Raw genomic sequence first — 13,653 nt, forward strand, 5'->3', positions numbered from 1 at the left:
GGTACTGTCACATACAGGTCGATGACGGGCTCGCTCGTTGTAGGATAGCGCCAGTCTCGCGCAATGTTCGAGGCCTGCGCTGCGGGGTAGCCAACGCTTACCCCTATCATAGAGGCGGACACCGCCCGACCATGGACGGCCCCTGGGTCGCCCTCAAGCACCGTGAAGGGAGTCTTCGCCGCCCCTGGCAGGGCGTAACGAAGCCCCAAATAAAGGATGATAAGGAGATACCATGGCTAACCAGAGTCGTCGTGACTTCATGCGTAACAGTCTGCTGGGCATGGCCGCCCTGCCGCTGGGTGCGGGTATTCTGTCGAAGAGCGCCTTCGCCGACAGCCTGCCGCGTCTGGACCCGAGCGCCCCCGAGGCCGAGGCCCTCAACTACGTGGAAGATGCCAGCGACGCCAGCGATCATCCCGCCTATGAAGAGGGCGAGCGCTGCGACAACTGCATGTTCTACACCGAGGCCAATGAAGGCTGTTCGCTGTTCCCGGAAAACAGCGTCGAGCCGGCCGGTTGGTGCCAGTCGTGGGTTGAAATGAGCTGATACAGCGTCGTTTCAGGCCACAAAACGCCGCTTCGTGCGGCGTTTTTTTATCTCTTGCTGCCGCCACGGCGGGGCATGTCAGGTCGAGTCCCGTCGCCCCTCCTCGGGCAGCGGCCACTGGTAGCGACGCACCACCTCACCCTCCTCCAGTGACTCCAGTTTCACCGTAAAGCCCCATAGCTGGTGAAGGTGGCGTATCACCGGGTAGACACTCTTGGCCAGCGGCCGGCGACGATCCTGGATGTGACGCAGGGTCAGCGAGCGGTCGCCGCGAATATCGGCGGCATAGACCTGGATATTGGGCTCACGCACCGACAGCGCATATTGTACCGAGAGCGCCTCGCGCACCCGCTGATAGCCGCGCTCGTCGTGTATCGCGCTGACCTCGAGCATTTCCTCCTGATCGTCGTCGACCACGCTGAACAGCTTGAGATCGCGAATCACCTTGGGCGACAGGAACTGCTGGATGAAGGACTCATCCTTGAAGTTGCGCATGGCGAAGTGCAGCGTTTCCAACCAATCGCTGTCGGCGATGTCGGGGAACCACTCGCGATCCTCGTCGGTGGGTGACTGGCAGATACGCTTGATGTCGCTGAACATGGCGAAGCCCAGCGCGTAGGGATTGATGCCACTGTAGTGGGGACTATCGAAATCGGGCTGGTTGACCACCGCCGTGTGCGACTGCAGGAACTCGAGAATCAGCCCCTCGTCGACCAGGCCATCGTCGAACATGCGGTGCATCAGGGTGTAGTGCCAGAAGGTCGCCCAGCCCTCGTTCATCACCTGGGTCTGGCGCTGGGGGTAGAAGTACTGCGCCAGCTTGCGCACGATGCGCACGATCTCGCGCTGCCAGGGCGCCAGCAGAGGCGCGTTCTTCTCGATGAAGTAGAGCAGGTTCTCCTGGGGCTCCGGCGGATAGCGCTGATGCTGATGCAGGCCGAGCGGGTCGTCTTCATTCGGCAGCACCGCTTCGGGATCGCTGCCGCCGAGATTGGGGATGGTCCGCCATAGGGTGTTGACCTGGGCCTGCAGGTAGGCCTCGCGCTCCTTCTGGCGCTGGGCCTCCTCGGCGGCGGAGATAGGCGAGGGGCGCTTGTAGCGATCGACGCCATAGTTCTGCAGCGCATGGCAGGCATCCAGCAGTTGCTCCACTGCCGTCACGCCGTGGCGCTCCTCGCACTCGGCAACGTACTTTCTCGCAAATACCAGGTAGTCGATGATCGAGGAAGCGTCGGTCCAGGCGCGGAACAGGTAGTTGCCCTTGAAGAAGGAGTTGTGGCCGTAGCAGGCGTGGGCCATCACCAGCACCTGCATCATCAGGGTGTTCTCCTCCATCAGGTAGGCAATGCAGGGGTCGGAGTTGATCACCAGCTCGTAGGCCAGGCCCATCTGGCCGCGCCGGTAGGCCTGCTCCACGGCCAGGAACTGCTTGCCGAACGACCAGTGGTGATAGCCCACCGGCATGCCCACGCTGGCGTAGGCGTCCATCATCTGCTCGGAGGTGATCACCTCGATCTGGTTGGGATAGGTGTCGAGGCGATACTCGTCGGCCAGCCGGGCGATCTCGCGCTCGAAGGTGTCGAGCACCTCGAAGTTCCAGTCCGATCCGCTGGCGATAGGCTTGCGTAATGTCATGCACTCTCCTCCCCGGGGTACCGTCAGGCCTCTTCGCGACGCCTGAACAGCTCGCGGAACACCGGATAGATATCGTTGCCTTCGACGATCTGACGCATGGCGAAGCGCGACGGGAAGCGCGCCGCCACCGTCTCGTACTCCTCCCATAGCGCCTGGTGGGCGTGGGGGGTGATCTCGACATAGGTGAAATACTGCAGCCGCGGCATCAGCGACTTGAGCAGCAGGTCGCGGCAGGTGGTGGAGTCGTCGTCCCAGTTGTCGCCGTCCGAGGCCTGGGCCACGTAGAGGTTCCATTGCCCCGCCGGGTAGCGGTCGGCGATGATCTCGTCGACCAGCGTCAGCGCGCTGGAGACGATGGTGCCGCCGGTCTCCCGGGAGTAGAAGAACTCCTCCTCGTCGACCTCCTTGGCCGCAGTGTGGTGACGCACGAAGACCAGCTCGACCTTCTCGTAGTTGCGCTCGAGAAACAGGTAGAGCAGCAGGAAGAAGCGCTTGGCGATGTCCTTGTGGGCCTGGGTCATCGACCCCGAGACGTCCATGATGCAGAACATCACCGCCTTGTTGGAGGGCTGCGGCTGATTGGTGAGATTGTTGTAGCGCAGGTCGTAGGTATCGATGAACGGCACCGCCTCGAGGCGCTTCTCGAGGCGCTCGATCTCAGCCTTGAGTTCCGCGATGCGCGTCGGGTTGCGCAGCACGGCATCCTTGCGCTCCTCGGCGTCGAGTGCCTCCTGGGCCTCGCGCAGGGCGCGGCGAATCGGCGCGCGCATGGCGATACGCCGCGCATGGGCCTCGCGCATCGAACGCACGATGTTGATGCGCGCCGGTACCCCGTCGCGGGAGATCCCGGCGCGCACCGGCCGCACTTCATCGAGGTCCTTCAGCTGCTTGCGCTCCAGGTGCGGCAGTTCCAGGCCGTCGAACACGAAGTCGAGAAACTCCTCGCGGGTCAGGCTGAAGGCGAACTCGTCCATGCCCTCGCCCTGGTTGGAGGCACCGCCCTCGCCGGCCCCGCCGCCTCCACCGCCACCCGGCCGGCGCAGGCGATCACCCTCGACGAACTCCTTGTTGCCCGGGGCGACGATGGTGCGCTCGCCGCCAGGGCCGTGCTGGAAGACCGGCTCGGAGATGTCGCGGGCGGGAATCGAGACCTTCTCGCCGCGCTCCATGTCGGTGATCGAGCGGCGGTTGACCGCCTCCTCCACCGAACGCTTGATATGCGTGCGATAGCGGTCGAGGAAGCGCTGCCGGTTGACCGCGCTCTTGTGCTTGGCGTTGGCTCGCCGATCAATGAAATAGGTCATGGCGACCTCCTCGGCCTACTGCGACTTGCGAACCCGCAGATACCACTCGGAGAGCAGGCGCACCTGCTTCTCGGTATAGCCGCGATCTACCATGCGGGCCACGAAGTCCTCATGCTTGCGCTGATCCGCCTGCGATGCCTTGGCATTGAAGGAGATCACCGGCAGCAGTTCCTCGGTGTTGGCGAACATCTTGTGCTCGATTACCCCGCGCAGCTTCTCGTAGGACTGCCAGCTGGGATTCATGCCGTTGTTCTGGGCCCGCGCGCGCAGTACGAAGTTGACCACCTCGTGGCGGAAATCCTTGGGGTTGGATATGCCCGCCGGCTTCTCGATCTTCTCCAGCTCCTCGTTGAGCGACTGGCGATTGAACAGCTCGCCGGTCTCGGGGTCGCGATACTCCTGGTCCTGGATCCAGAAGTCGGCGTAGGTCACGTAGCGATCGAAGATGTTCTGGCCATACTCGGAGTAGGACTCCAGATACGCCGTCTGGATCTCCTTGCCGATGAAGTCGACGTAGCGCGGCGCCAGGTACTCCTTGATATAGCGCAGGTAGCGCTCGTGGGCCTCCTTGGGCAGCTGTTCCTGCTCGAGGCGCTGCTCGAGCACGTAGAGCAGGTGCACCGGGTTGGCGGCGATCTCGTGATTGTCGAAGTTGAACACCTTGGAGAGGATCTTGAAGGCGAAACGCGTGGAGAGCCCGTCCATGCCCTCGTCCACGCCTGCCGAGTCGCGGTACTCCTGGATCGACTTGGCCTTGGGGTCGGTGTCCTTGAGGTTCTCGCCGTCATAGACCCGCATCTTGGAGTAGACGCTGGAGTTCTCCGGCTCCTTGAGCCGCGACAGCACCGAGAACTGCGCCAACATGCGCAGGGTATCGGGAGCGCAGGGCGCCTCGGCCAGCGACGAGTGCTCGAGCAGCTTCTTGTAGATGTTGATCTCTTCCGTGACGCGCAGGCAGTAGGGCACCTTGACGATGTAGACGCGGTCGAGGAAGGCCTCGTTGTTGCGGTTGTTGCGGAACGCCTGCCACTCGCTCTCGTTGGAGTGGGCCAGCACCACGCCGTCGAAGGGAATCGCGCCCATGCCCTCGGTGGGGTTGTAGTTACCCTCCTGGGTGGCGGTCAGCAGCGGATGCAGCACCTTGATCGGTGCCTTGAACATCTCGATGAACTCCATCAGCCCCTGGTTGGACTTGCACAGGCCGCCGGAGAAACTGTAAGCGTCCGGATCGTCCTGGGAGTAGAGCTCGAGCTGGCGGATATCCACCTTGCCCACCAGCGAGGAGATGTCCTGGTTGTTCTCGTCGCCGGGCTCGGTCTTGGAGATAGCGATCTGGTTGAGCCGCGACGGATAGAGCCTGACCACCTTGAACTGCGAGATGTCGCCGCCGAACTCCTTGAGCCGCTTGGCCGCCCAGGGTGACATCACGCTCTTCAGATAGCGCTGCGGGATGCCGTACTCCTTCTCGAGCAGCTCGCCATCCTCCTCGGGTGAGAACAGCCCCAGCGGCGATTCGAACACCGGCGAGCCCTTGATGGCATAGAACGGGACCTTCTCCATCAGCAACTTGAGGCGCTCGGCCAACGACGACTTGCCGCCGCCCACTGGGCCCAGCAAGTAGAGGATCTGCTTGCGCTCCTCGAGGCCCTGGGCGGCGTGGCGGAAGTAGGCGACGATCTGCTCGATCGCCTCCTCCATGCCGTAGAACTCGGAAAACGCCGGATAGCGGCGAATCACCTTGTTGGAGAAGATCCGCGAGAGACGGGAGTCCTTGGCGGTATCGATCACCTCGGGCTCGCCGATGGCCACCAGCATCCGCTCGGCGGCGGTGGCGTAAGCGGTGGGCTCGCTGCGACACAGTTCCAGATATTCCTGCAGGCTGATCTCTTCCTGCTGAACGCGTTCGTAGCGGTTCTGCACATGATCGAAGATGCTCATCGAAGCCTCCTTAAGCGCGGACCCTCGGCGGCAGCGTCGAACCTCTTGCCGGGCGAGGTGACTCTATCAGCGTAGACAGAATTAGGCGGCGCTGGTTGGATACCGGACGCCGCCGATTCAACGCTAGTCGTCCCGACGGGACCCGTTACCCCTCAGAGCGTAATTCCTCGAGCAAGTTCGTTGAATAGCGTTGAGGATTAGAGCCGCGCCGCCAGCCGCGTGCCCTGGTCAATGGCGCGCTTGGCATCCAGCTCGGCGGCCTCATCGGCACCGCCGATGATCTCCACCGCGACCCCCGCTGCCTGCAGCGGTGCTAGCAGCTCACGCACCGACTCCTGGCCGGCGCACACCACCACGCTGTCGACCTCGAGCAGGCGCGGCTCGCCGTCGCGGCGAATATGCAGGCCATCATCGTCGATGCCCAGGTACTCGCAGCCGGCCAGGCTTTCAACGCCACGCTGCTTGAGTGCGGCACGGTGCACCCAGCCGGTGGTCTTGCCCAGCCCCTTGCCGGGCTTGGAGGCCTTGCGCTGCAGCAGAAACACCTGGCGCGGCACCTCGGGACGCTGGCGCGGCTTGAGCCCGCCGCGCTCGGCGACGCCCAGGTCGACGCCCCACTCGTCGCACCAGGCGCGGGTATCCAGCGCCGGGTGGTCGACATGGGTCAGCAGTTCGGCGACGTCGAAGCCGATGCCGCCGGCGCCGATGATCGCCACTCGCCGCCCGACCCGCTCGGGGTGGGTGATCGCCGTGGCGTAGCTCATCACCTTGGGATGGTCGCTACCCGGCAGATCGAGGCGCCGCGGCCGCACGCCGCTGGCCAGCACCACGGCGTCGAAGTCGCGCAGCACATGGGCGTCGGCCTCGCAGTTGAGGCGCACCCGCACGCGGTGCTTGTCGAGCATCACCTTGTAGTAGCGCAGGGTCTCGTCGAACTCCTCCTTGCCGGGAATCTTGCGCGCATAGTTGAACTGGCCGCCGAGCTCGCCGGCTCGCTCGAACAGCGTGACCCGGTGGCCGCGACTGGCCGCGGTCACTGCGGTGGCCAGGCCCGCCGGGCCACCGCCGACCACCGCGATATCGCGCGGCTCGGCGGCGGGCTCGATGACAAGCTCGGTCTCGTGGCAGGCGCGCGGGTTGACCAGGCAGGAGGTCAGCTTGCCCTGGAAGGTGTGGTCGAGGCACGCCTGGTTGCAGGCGATGCAGGTATTGATCTCGGCGCTGCGCCCCTCGGCGGCCTTGGCCACCCACTCGGGGTCGGCGAGGAAGGGACGCGCCATGGAGACCATGTCGGCGTGGCCGTCGGCCAGCACCCGTTCCGCCACCTCGGGCATGTTGATGCGGTTGGTAGCGATCAGCGGAATCGACAGCTCGGCCTTCATGCGACGGGTGACCTCGCTGAAGGCCGCCCGCGGCACGCTGGTGACGATGGTCGGCACTCGCGCCTCGTGCCAGCCGATGCCGGTGTTGATCAGGCTGGCGCCGGCGGCCTCGATGGCCCGCCCCAGTGTGACGATCTCGTCCCAGCTGCTGCCCTCCTCGACCAGATCGATCATCGACAGCCGGAAGATGATCAGGAAGTCGTCGCCCAGGGTGGCACGGATGCGCCGCACGATCTCCACCGGCAAGCGCATGCGGTTCTCGAATGCTCCGCCCCAGGCGTCCTCGCGCTGGTTGGTGCGCAGGCACAGGAACTGGTTGATCAGGTAGCCTTCCGAGCCCATCACCTCGACGCCGTCGTAGCCGGCGTCGCGGGCCAGGCTGGCACAGCGCACGTAGTCGTCGATCTGCTGCTCGACCTCGTCACTGGAGAGCGCACGTGGTGTGAAGGGGTTGATCGGCGCCTGCAGCGCCGACGGCGCCACCAGCTCGGGGGAGTAGGCGTAGCGCCCGGCGTGGAGGATCTGCAGGCACAGGCGCCCGCCCTCGGCGTGCACCGCCTCGACCACCGGCCGATGACGCTCGGCCTCCTCGCTGCAGGTCAGCTTGGCAGCGCCCTGGAACACCGCGCCCTCGGGGTTGGGCGCGATGCCGCCGGTAACGATCAGCGCAACACCGGCGCGAGCGCGCTCGGCGTAAAAGGCGGCGAGACGCGAGTAGCCGTCCGGCGCCTCCTCGAGATTGGTGTGCATGGACCCCATCAGCACGCGATTGGGCAGCGTCACGCTGCCCAGGGTCAGGGGACGGAACAGGTGTGGATAGTCGGTCACGGTGGCTGCCTCGTTTGCGGCAAAATTCAAACAACTGTATGACAGTTCTGCGGTAGAGTGTAGACGAACCGCCCAAAGACTCAATCCCGACCAAGAGGGTGTTTACAAAAGTCACGAGCGAAGGCCAGGCAAGGCGAAATCAGCTGAAAAGGCGGAGTTTACGAGTGTGTAAATGAGCATTTTGAAGGTGATTTCAACGCAGCATGGCCAAGCGCAGTAATTTGTAGACACCCTCCAAGGCCGTAGCGGCATTTCATCATCGCCAAGGAGCCCACATGTCCGACCTTGCCGTCAGCCCCGTCGAGCGCCACGCCGTGCCCCTCGCACAGGGCGCCGTGCACCTCACCCGCTTTCGTCCGCAGGGCAGACCGCGCGGCTGCGTGCTGTGCTGGCACGGCGCCATCGAGTCGGGACGCATCTTTCACAGCCGCTCGGGCAAGGGCCTGGCACCGTGGCTGGCCCGCCAGGGCTATGAGGTATTCGTCGCCGACCAGCGCGGCCGCGGCGAGGCGCCGCCGCGGCCGGCACGTGGCATCACGCTGGACCAGACCGACGTCATCGTCGACGAGATCCCGGCGGCAATCGAGGCCTGCCTGACGCTGTCCGGCGCCGCGCGCCTGCATCTGGTCGCACACTCCTGGGGTGGGGTGCTGCTCGCCTCGAGCATGGCGCGCTCTGCGACGCTGCGCGATCGCGTCGCGCGCCAGGCCTACTTCGGTACCAAGCGTAGCGTGAAAAGCTGGACCCCACAGCGGCTGCTCTACGTCGACCTGATCTGGAAGGGGCTGGCGCCGCTGGCGAGAGGGGTGTGCGGCTACCTGCCGGCGCGGGCACTGCGCTGGGGTAGCGACGACGAGTACGCCGGCAGCCATCGTCAGGGCGCAGACTGGGTGCGCCCCAGGCCATGGGTCGACCGTCGCGACGGCTTCGACTACGCCGCGGCGCTGGCCAACGGCGGCCTGCCGCCGGTGCTGCACATCGCCGGTGCCGCGGATCGCGCCCTGGGCCACCCGGACGACGTGGCACGCTTCGCCGCGGAGTGCGGCCCACACCGCCAGCGCCACCTGGCGCTGGGTCGCGACCAGGGGCTCAGTCGCGACTACGGCCATCTCGACATGCTGACGCATCCCAATGCAATGCAGGAGGTCTTTCCGACGCTGGTGGAGTGGTTCGAGGAGGACTGACAGCAAAAAACCCCGAGCCGAGGCTCGGGGTCTGCAGAATTCGGGGTTGTCGATATGGCGGACCGGACGGGACTCGAACCCGCGACCTCCGGCGTGACAGGCCGGCATTCTAACCAACTGAACTACCGGTCCGCGATGGTGGGTGATACCGGATTCGAACCAGTGACCCCCAGCATGTGAGGCTGGTGCTCTAACCAACTGAGCTAATCACCCACGCGTACGACAATGAACAGGCACAGACATGGCGGACCGGACGGGACTCGAACCCGCGACCTCCGGCGTGACAGGCCGGCATTCTAACCAACTGAACTACCGGTCCGCATTGGCGATAAGGCCTGTCGGCCAGAGCGCGCATCTTGCCTGGTGCTGCTGGCAGCGAACTGCCGATTGGAAAACTGGCGGACCGGACGGGACTCGAACCCGCGACCTCCGGCGTGACAGGCCGGCATTCTAACCAACTGAACTACCGGTCCGCTGTGTTTCCTACGTATCCAAGCCTGCTGTCTCAGGCCCCATCGCTGGGCGATGGTGGGTGGTACTGGGTTCGAACCAGTGACCCCCAGCTTGTAAGGCTGGTGCTCTCCCAACTGAGCTAACCACCCCTCGGTACGTGGCGACGCATTCTACAGCGCGCGGTTTCGATGTCAACGCTTTTTGCATCATATCGGGCTCATCAAGAGCACCATCAAGCAGCCACGCTTTTGGTTGACTTTCATCGACTTGCCTGCATTGCCGTGGCGATCGCCTCGGCCGCCTCGCCGATCAGCGAGGCCTGGGTGCGACCCGACATCTTGCGCGGTTTCCAGTCGTGCTCGCCGTCTTCGAGAAAGTGCACCCGGGTCTGCGCCGGCAGCCGATAGCCTTCGATCTCGTCGCGAGTGCCGAACGGATCGCGGCTGCCCTGCAGCACCAGGATCGGGCAGCCCAGCAGCGGCCAGTGGGCGAGCCGGGTGGTGTCGGGCTTGCCCGGCGGATGAAACGGGTAGCCGCACAGGACTAGCCCGGGGGCCTCGTCACGCGCAGCAAGCAGGCTGGCCGCACGCCCGCCCATCGACTTGCCGCCCAGCCAGGGAACGGGCAGCGAATTATGTGACACGATGTCGCACCAGGCGGCCAGTTCGTCGACCAGTTTATCGATCCGCGGCGGCGGTCGGCGGCGCCCCTCCTGACGCATGCGACGCATGTAATCGAACTCCACGCCGAGCGCCTGCACGCCGTGCTCGGCAAGTGCCTCGCGCAAGCGTTGCATGAACGTGGAATCCTGCCCGGCGCCTGCGCCGTGGGCCAGTATCAGGCGCCCAACGCGTGCCTCTCCGGTGACCTCGAGACGGCCGTGAGCGACCACCTCGAGGGTGCCCTGACGCCCCTCGACGAGCCACTCCGCCACCTGCTGGGGTACTACGCCAACCTCATTTCGTCCCTGCCTGTGGGTCACGTTCATCTCCTGATAGGGTCTACGCTTAAGCGTCAATGGATGTTCAGCTTGGGCGGTGGCTGCGCTAGAATCGCCGCCCAGTATCTTGATCTGCATCATCACGGGGGCGTGCGCGCTCGGGCACACTAGCGTCCGGAACGTATCCCCCACTCGCGTTCGATGGGAACCTGACATGAGCACAGCATTTGAACACCCGACCTACAACTACAAGGTAGTTCGGCAGTTCGCGATCATGACGGTGGTCTGGGGCATCGTTGGCATGGCCATCGGTGTCCTCCTGGCTGCTCAGTTGGTCTGGCCGCAACTGAACCTCGGGCTGCCGTGGACGAGCTTCGGCCGCCTGCGCCCCCTGCACACCAACGCCGTCATCTTCGCCTTCGGCGGCTCGGCGCTGTTCGCCACCTCCTACTACGTGGTTCAGCGCACCTGTCAGACGCGCCTGATCTCAGACAAGCTCGCCGCCTTCACGTTCTGGGGCTGGCAGGCGGTGATCGTCGCCGCGGTGATCACCCTGCCGATGGGCTTCACCACCTCCAAGGAGTATGCCGAGCTGGAGTGGCCGATCAACATCCTGCTGGCCGTGGTGTGGGTGACCTACGCCGTCGTCTTCCTGGGCACGATCAAGATCCGCAAGACGCCACACATCTACGTCGCCAACTGGTTCTTCGCCGCCTTCATTCTCACCGTGGCGGTGCTGCATATCGTCAACAATGCGGCGATCCCGGTGACCATGATGAAGTCGTACTCGATCTACGCCGGCGCCATCGACGCCATGGTGCAGTGGTGGTACGGCCATAACGCGGTCGGTTTCTTCCTCACCGCCGGCTTCCTAGGCATGATGTACTACTTCGTGCCCAAGCAGGCCGAGCGCCCGGTCTACTCCTACCGGCTGTCGATCGTGCACTTCTGGGCGCTGATCATCATCTACATGTGGGCCGGCCCCCACCACCTGCACTACACCGCCCTGCCCGACTGGGCCCAGTCGCTGGGCATGGTCATGTCGATCATCCTGCTGGCGCCCTCCTGGGGCGGCATGATCAACGGTATGATGACCCTCTCCGGCGCCTGGCACAAACTGCGCACCGATCCGACCCTGCGTTTCCTGGTGGTGGCGCTGTCGTTCTACGGCATGTCGACCTTCGAAGGGCCGATGATGGCGATCAAGACCGTCAACGCGCTGTCGCACTACACCGACTGGACCATCGGCCACGTCCACTCCGGGGCGCTCGGCTGGGTGGCGATGATCACCATCGGCTCGATCTACCACCTGCTGCCAAGGCTCTACGGCCAGACCGAAATGTACTCGGTCAAGCTGATCGCCGTGCATTTCTGGCTGTCGACCATCGGTACCGTGCTGTACATCGCCGCGATGTGGGTCAACGGCATCCTGCAGGGCCTGATGTGGCGCGCCGTCAACGCCGACGGCACCCTGATGTACACCTTCATCGAATCGGTGGAGGCCAGCGGGCCCGGCTACATCGTGCGCTGGATCGGCGGCCTGTTCTGGATCACCGGCATGCTGCTGATGGCCCTGAACACCTACATGACCATCAAGCGTAGCACCGCTGCCCAGCAGCCGCTGCCGCAGACCGCCTGAGCAACCCGGGGAAGTCGTTAGCATGAAACACGAGATTGTCGAAAAGAACGTCGGCCTGCTCTCCGTGCTGATCCTCGTGGTGATCAGCTTCGGCGGCCTGGCCGAGGTCGTGCCGCTGTTCTTCCAGGAGGACACCACCGAGCCGGTCGAGGGCCTCGAGCCACTCTCGGCACTGGAGCTCGAAGGGCGCGATATCTACATCCGCGAGGGCTGCGTCGGCTGCCACTCGCAGATGATCCGCCCGTTCCGCGCCGAGACCGAGCGCTACGGCCACTACAGCGTGGCCGGCGAATTCATCTACGAGCACAACTTCCTGTGGGGTTCCAAGCGCACCGGCCCGGACCTGGCCCGTGTCGGCGGCCGCTACAGCGACGACTGGCACCGCGCGCACATGTACAACCCGCGCGACGTGGTGCCCGAGTCGATCATGCCGGCCTATCCGTGGCTGTTCGAACGCACCCTCGACGGCAACAGCACGCCGCGCAAGATGCAGGTGCTGCGCAGCATGGGCGTGCCCTACACCGACGAGGACATCGAAAATGCCACCGCCGAGGTGCGCGGCCAGCAGGAGATAACCGCGCTGATCGCCTATCTGCAGCAACTTGGCACCGTGCTCGAGGGCACTCGTTGATCATGGATACCGGAACCTTTCGCGGCATCATCACCTTTCTGGTGCTGGTTTCCTTTCTCGGCATCACCTGGTGGGCCTACTCGAAGCGCCGCAAGCCGGACTTCGAGGAGGCCGCCAACCTGCCGTTCGCCGATGACGATGAGCCGTCGCAAGACGCCAGCGCCCCGGCCCGCGAGCCTGACACTCGCGACGCCGAATCCCGTACCGACAAGGGAGACAAGAACACATGAGCAATCTCTGGGATGACTCCCTCTCCGGTTTCTGGAGCGCCTGGATCATCGTCATCACGCTGGGCACCATCGCCTTCAGCGCCTGGATCCTGTTCGCCAACCGCCGCACCGACAAGGTGCCCGACGCCGAGGGCAACGTCGAGACCACCGGCCACGCCGCCGACGGTATCGAGGAGTATGACAACCCGCTGCCGCGCTGGTGGTTCATGCTGTTCATCGGCACCATCATCTTCTCGCTGGGCTATCTGGCGCTCTACCCCGGCCTGGGCAACTTCCGCGGCATCCTTGGCTGGAGCCAGGTCGGCCAGTGGGAGGATGAGGTGGCCCGCGCCGAGGAGCGCTACATGCCGATCTTCGCCCAGTACAATGAGATCGAGATCCCCGAGCTGGCACGGGATCCCGATGCAATGCGCGTCGCCGAGCGCATCTACCAGAACAACTGCGCGGTGTGTCACGGTGCCAACGCCCAGGGCGGCTACGGCTTCCCCAACCTGACCGACGGCGACTGGCTCTACGGCGGCGAGCCCGACAACATCGTCACCAGCCTGGTGCGTGGCCGCAACGGCCTGATGCCATCCTGGCAGCAGCTCGGCGCCAACAACATCGAGAACGTCACCCAGTATGTGCTGGCGCTGTCCGACCTCGACCACGACGAAGAGCGGGCCAGCCAGGGTCAGCCGATCTACGCCGCCTCCTGTGCCGCCTGTCACGGCGCCGAAGGCCTCGGTAACCAGGCCCTGGGCGCGCCCAACCTGACCAACGACATCTGGCTCTACCAGGCACCGGGGCAGAGCGTGGCCGACTCGGTACGCCAGACGCTACGTAACGGCCGCAACGGCCATATGCCGGCCCAGGCCGCCTATATCGGCGAAGAGCGCGTCCACCTGGTGGCCGCCTACGTCTATAGCCTCAACCTGGACGACGACGCGGAGTAATACGTGG

At 64.7% G+C, this 13,653-nt stretch carries 11 protein-coding genes and 5 tRNA genes; 6 read left to right on the top strand and 10 right to left on the bottom strand.

Annotated features, from left to right (window positions below; all coding sequences use genetic code 11):
• The first annotated feature begins 232 nt into the window (after nt 1-232).
• Entirely contained in the window at nt 233-547 is a 315-nt protein-coding gene (locus QC821_RS05180) for a high-potential iron-sulfur protein (RefSeq protein ID WP_309717949.1), read from the top strand.
• Between the two features lie 78 nt (nt 548-625).
• Here QC821_RS05180 and QC821_RS05185 read toward each other — a convergent pair whose 3' ends face one another.
• The 4 genes from QC821_RS05185 to QC821_RS05200 form a co-directional block, all read right to left on the bottom strand.
• Nucleotides 626-2,182 carry a SpoVR family protein gene (locus QC821_RS05185; RefSeq protein ID WP_309717951.1) on the bottom strand — a complete coding sequence of 519 codons (1,557 nt, stop codon included), beginning with the start codon at nt 2,180-2,182 and terminating at the stop codon, nt 626-628.
• A 23-nt stretch (nt 2,183-2,205) separates the two neighbouring features.
• The gene (locus QC821_RS05190; protein ID WP_309717953.1) at nt 2,206-3,486 is read right to left on the bottom strand and encodes a YeaH/YhbH family protein; all 1,281 of its coding nucleotides are present in this window, start codon (nt 3,484-3,486) and stop codon (nt 2,206-2,208) included.
• Nucleotides 3,487-3,501: 15 nt separating this feature from the next.
• The gene (locus QC821_RS05195; RefSeq protein WP_309717954.1) at nt 3,502-5,424 is read right to left on the bottom strand and encodes a PrkA family serine protein kinase; all 1,923 of its coding nucleotides are present in this window, start codon (nt 5,422-5,424) and stop codon (nt 3,502-3,504) included.
• Nucleotides 5,425-5,621: 197 nt separating this feature from the next.
• Nucleotides 5,622-7,634: an FAD-dependent oxidoreductase gene (locus QC821_RS05200; protein ID WP_309717956.1), complete on the bottom strand. Its 2,013-nt coding sequence runs from the start codon at nt 7,632-7,634 to the stop codon at nt 5,622-5,624.
• Nucleotides 7,635-7,909: 275 nt separating this feature from the next.
• Between QC821_RS05200 and QC821_RS05205 the strand changes: the two genes are divergently transcribed.
• Complete coding sequence (locus QC821_RS05205) at nt 7,910-8,818, top strand: alpha/beta fold hydrolase (RefSeq protein ID WP_309717959.1); 909 nt, start codon at nt 7,910-7,912, stop codon at nt 8,816-8,818.
• Between the two features lie 55 nt (nt 8,819-8,873).
• On the opposite strand, the gene QC821_RS05210 is transcribed toward QC821_RS05205, so the two are convergent.
• The 6 genes from QC821_RS05210 to QC821_RS05235 form a co-directional block, all read right to left on the bottom strand.
• A tRNA-Asp gene (locus QC821_RS05210) sits at nt 8,874-8,950 on the bottom strand.
• A gap of 4 nt (nt 8,951-8,954) precedes the next feature.
• Nucleotides 8,955-9,031 (bottom strand) — tRNA-Val (locus QC821_RS05215).
• Nucleotides 9,032-9,060: 29 nt separating this feature from the next.
• Nucleotides 9,061-9,137: transfer RNA gene (locus QC821_RS05220), tRNA-Asp, on the bottom strand.
• Nucleotides 9,138-9,214: 77 nt separating this feature from the next.
• Nucleotides 9,215-9,291, bottom strand: a tRNA-Asp gene (locus QC821_RS05225).
• 53 nt (nt 9,292-9,344) lie between these two features.
• Nucleotides 9,345-9,420 (bottom strand) — tRNA-Val (locus QC821_RS05230).
• 110 nt (nt 9,421-9,530) lie between these two features.
• Nucleotides 9,531-10,253 carry an alpha/beta family hydrolase gene (locus tag QC821_RS05235; RefSeq protein ID WP_309717961.1) on the bottom strand — a complete coding sequence of 241 codons (723 nt, stop codon included), beginning with the start codon at nt 10,251-10,253 and terminating at the stop codon, nt 9,531-9,533.
• Nucleotides 10,254-10,425: 172 nt separating this feature from the next.
• Here QC821_RS05235 and ccoN point away from each other — a divergent pair, with 172 nt between their 5' ends.
• From ccoN to ccoP, 4 genes are read left to right on the top strand one after another with little or no spacing between them, the layout of a single operon-like run.
• Complete coding sequence (gene ccoN, locus QC821_RS05240) at nt 10,426-11,850, top strand: cytochrome-c oxidase, cbb3-type subunit I (protein WP_309717963.1); 1,425 nt, start codon at nt 10,426-10,428, stop codon at nt 11,848-11,850.
• Nucleotides 11,851-11,872: 22 nt separating this feature from the next.
• Nucleotides 11,873-12,481, top strand: a complete 609-nt coding sequence (ccoO, locus tag QC821_RS05245; protein WP_095621681.1) for a cytochrome-c oxidase, cbb3-type subunit II — start codon at nt 11,873-11,875, stop codon at nt 12,479-12,481.
• A gap of 2 nt (nt 12,482-12,483) precedes the next feature.
• A complete protein-coding gene (locus tag QC821_RS05250; RefSeq protein WP_309717966.1) occupies nt 12,484-12,711 on the top strand; it encodes a cbb3-type cytochrome oxidase subunit 3 in 228 nt (75 codons plus the stop codon).
• Nucleotides 12,708-13,646 carry a cytochrome-c oxidase, cbb3-type subunit III gene (ccoP, locus tag QC821_RS05255; protein WP_309717968.1) on the top strand — a complete coding sequence of 313 codons (939 nt, stop codon included), beginning with the start codon at nt 12,708-12,710 and terminating at the stop codon, nt 13,644-13,646. Before QC821_RS05250 ends, ccoP begins: the two co-directional genes overlap by 4 nt.
• Nucleotides 13,647-13,653: the final 7 nt, after the last annotated feature.

The organism is Franzmannia qiaohouensis, from assembly GCF_031451695.1.
Taxonomy (GTDB): Bacteria; Pseudomonadota; Gammaproteobacteria; order Pseudomonadales; family Halomonadaceae; genus Franzmannia; species Franzmannia qiaohouensis.

Bases quoted from the DNA above. Each gene is read 5' to 3' on its own strand.
- QC821_RS05180 (WP_309717949.1), top strand. From the start codon at position 233: ATGGCTAACCAGAGTCGTCGTGACTTCATGCGTAACAGTCTGCTGGGC.
- QC821_RS05185 (WP_309717951.1), bottom strand. From the start codon at position 2,182: ATGACATTACGCAAGCCTATCGCCAGCGGATCGGACTGGAACTTCGAG.
- QC821_RS05190 (WP_309717953.1), bottom strand. From the start codon at position 3,486: ATGACCTATTTCATTGATCGGCGAGCCAACGCCAAGCACAAGAGCGCG.
- QC821_RS05195 (WP_309717954.1), bottom strand. From the start codon at position 5,424: ATGAGCATCTTCGATCATGTGCAGAACCGCTACGAACGCGTTCAGCAG.
- QC821_RS05205 (WP_309717959.1), top strand. From the start codon at position 7,910: ATGTCCGACCTTGCCGTCAGCCCCGTCGAGCGCCACGCCGTGCCCCTC.
- ccoN (WP_309717963.1), top strand. From the start codon at position 10,426: ATGAGCACAGCATTTGAACACCCGACCTACAACTACAAGGTAGTTCGG.
- ccoO (WP_095621681.1), top strand. From the start codon at position 11,873: ATGAAACACGAGATTGTCGAAAAGAACGTCGGCCTGCTCTCCGTGCTG.
- QC821_RS05250 (WP_309717966.1), top strand. From the start codon at position 12,484: ATGGATACCGGAACCTTTCGCGGCATCATCACCTTTCTGGTGCTGGTT.
- ccoP (WP_309717968.1), top strand. From the start codon at position 12,708: ATGAGCAATCTCTGGGATGACTCCCTCTCCGGTTTCTGGAGCGCCTGG.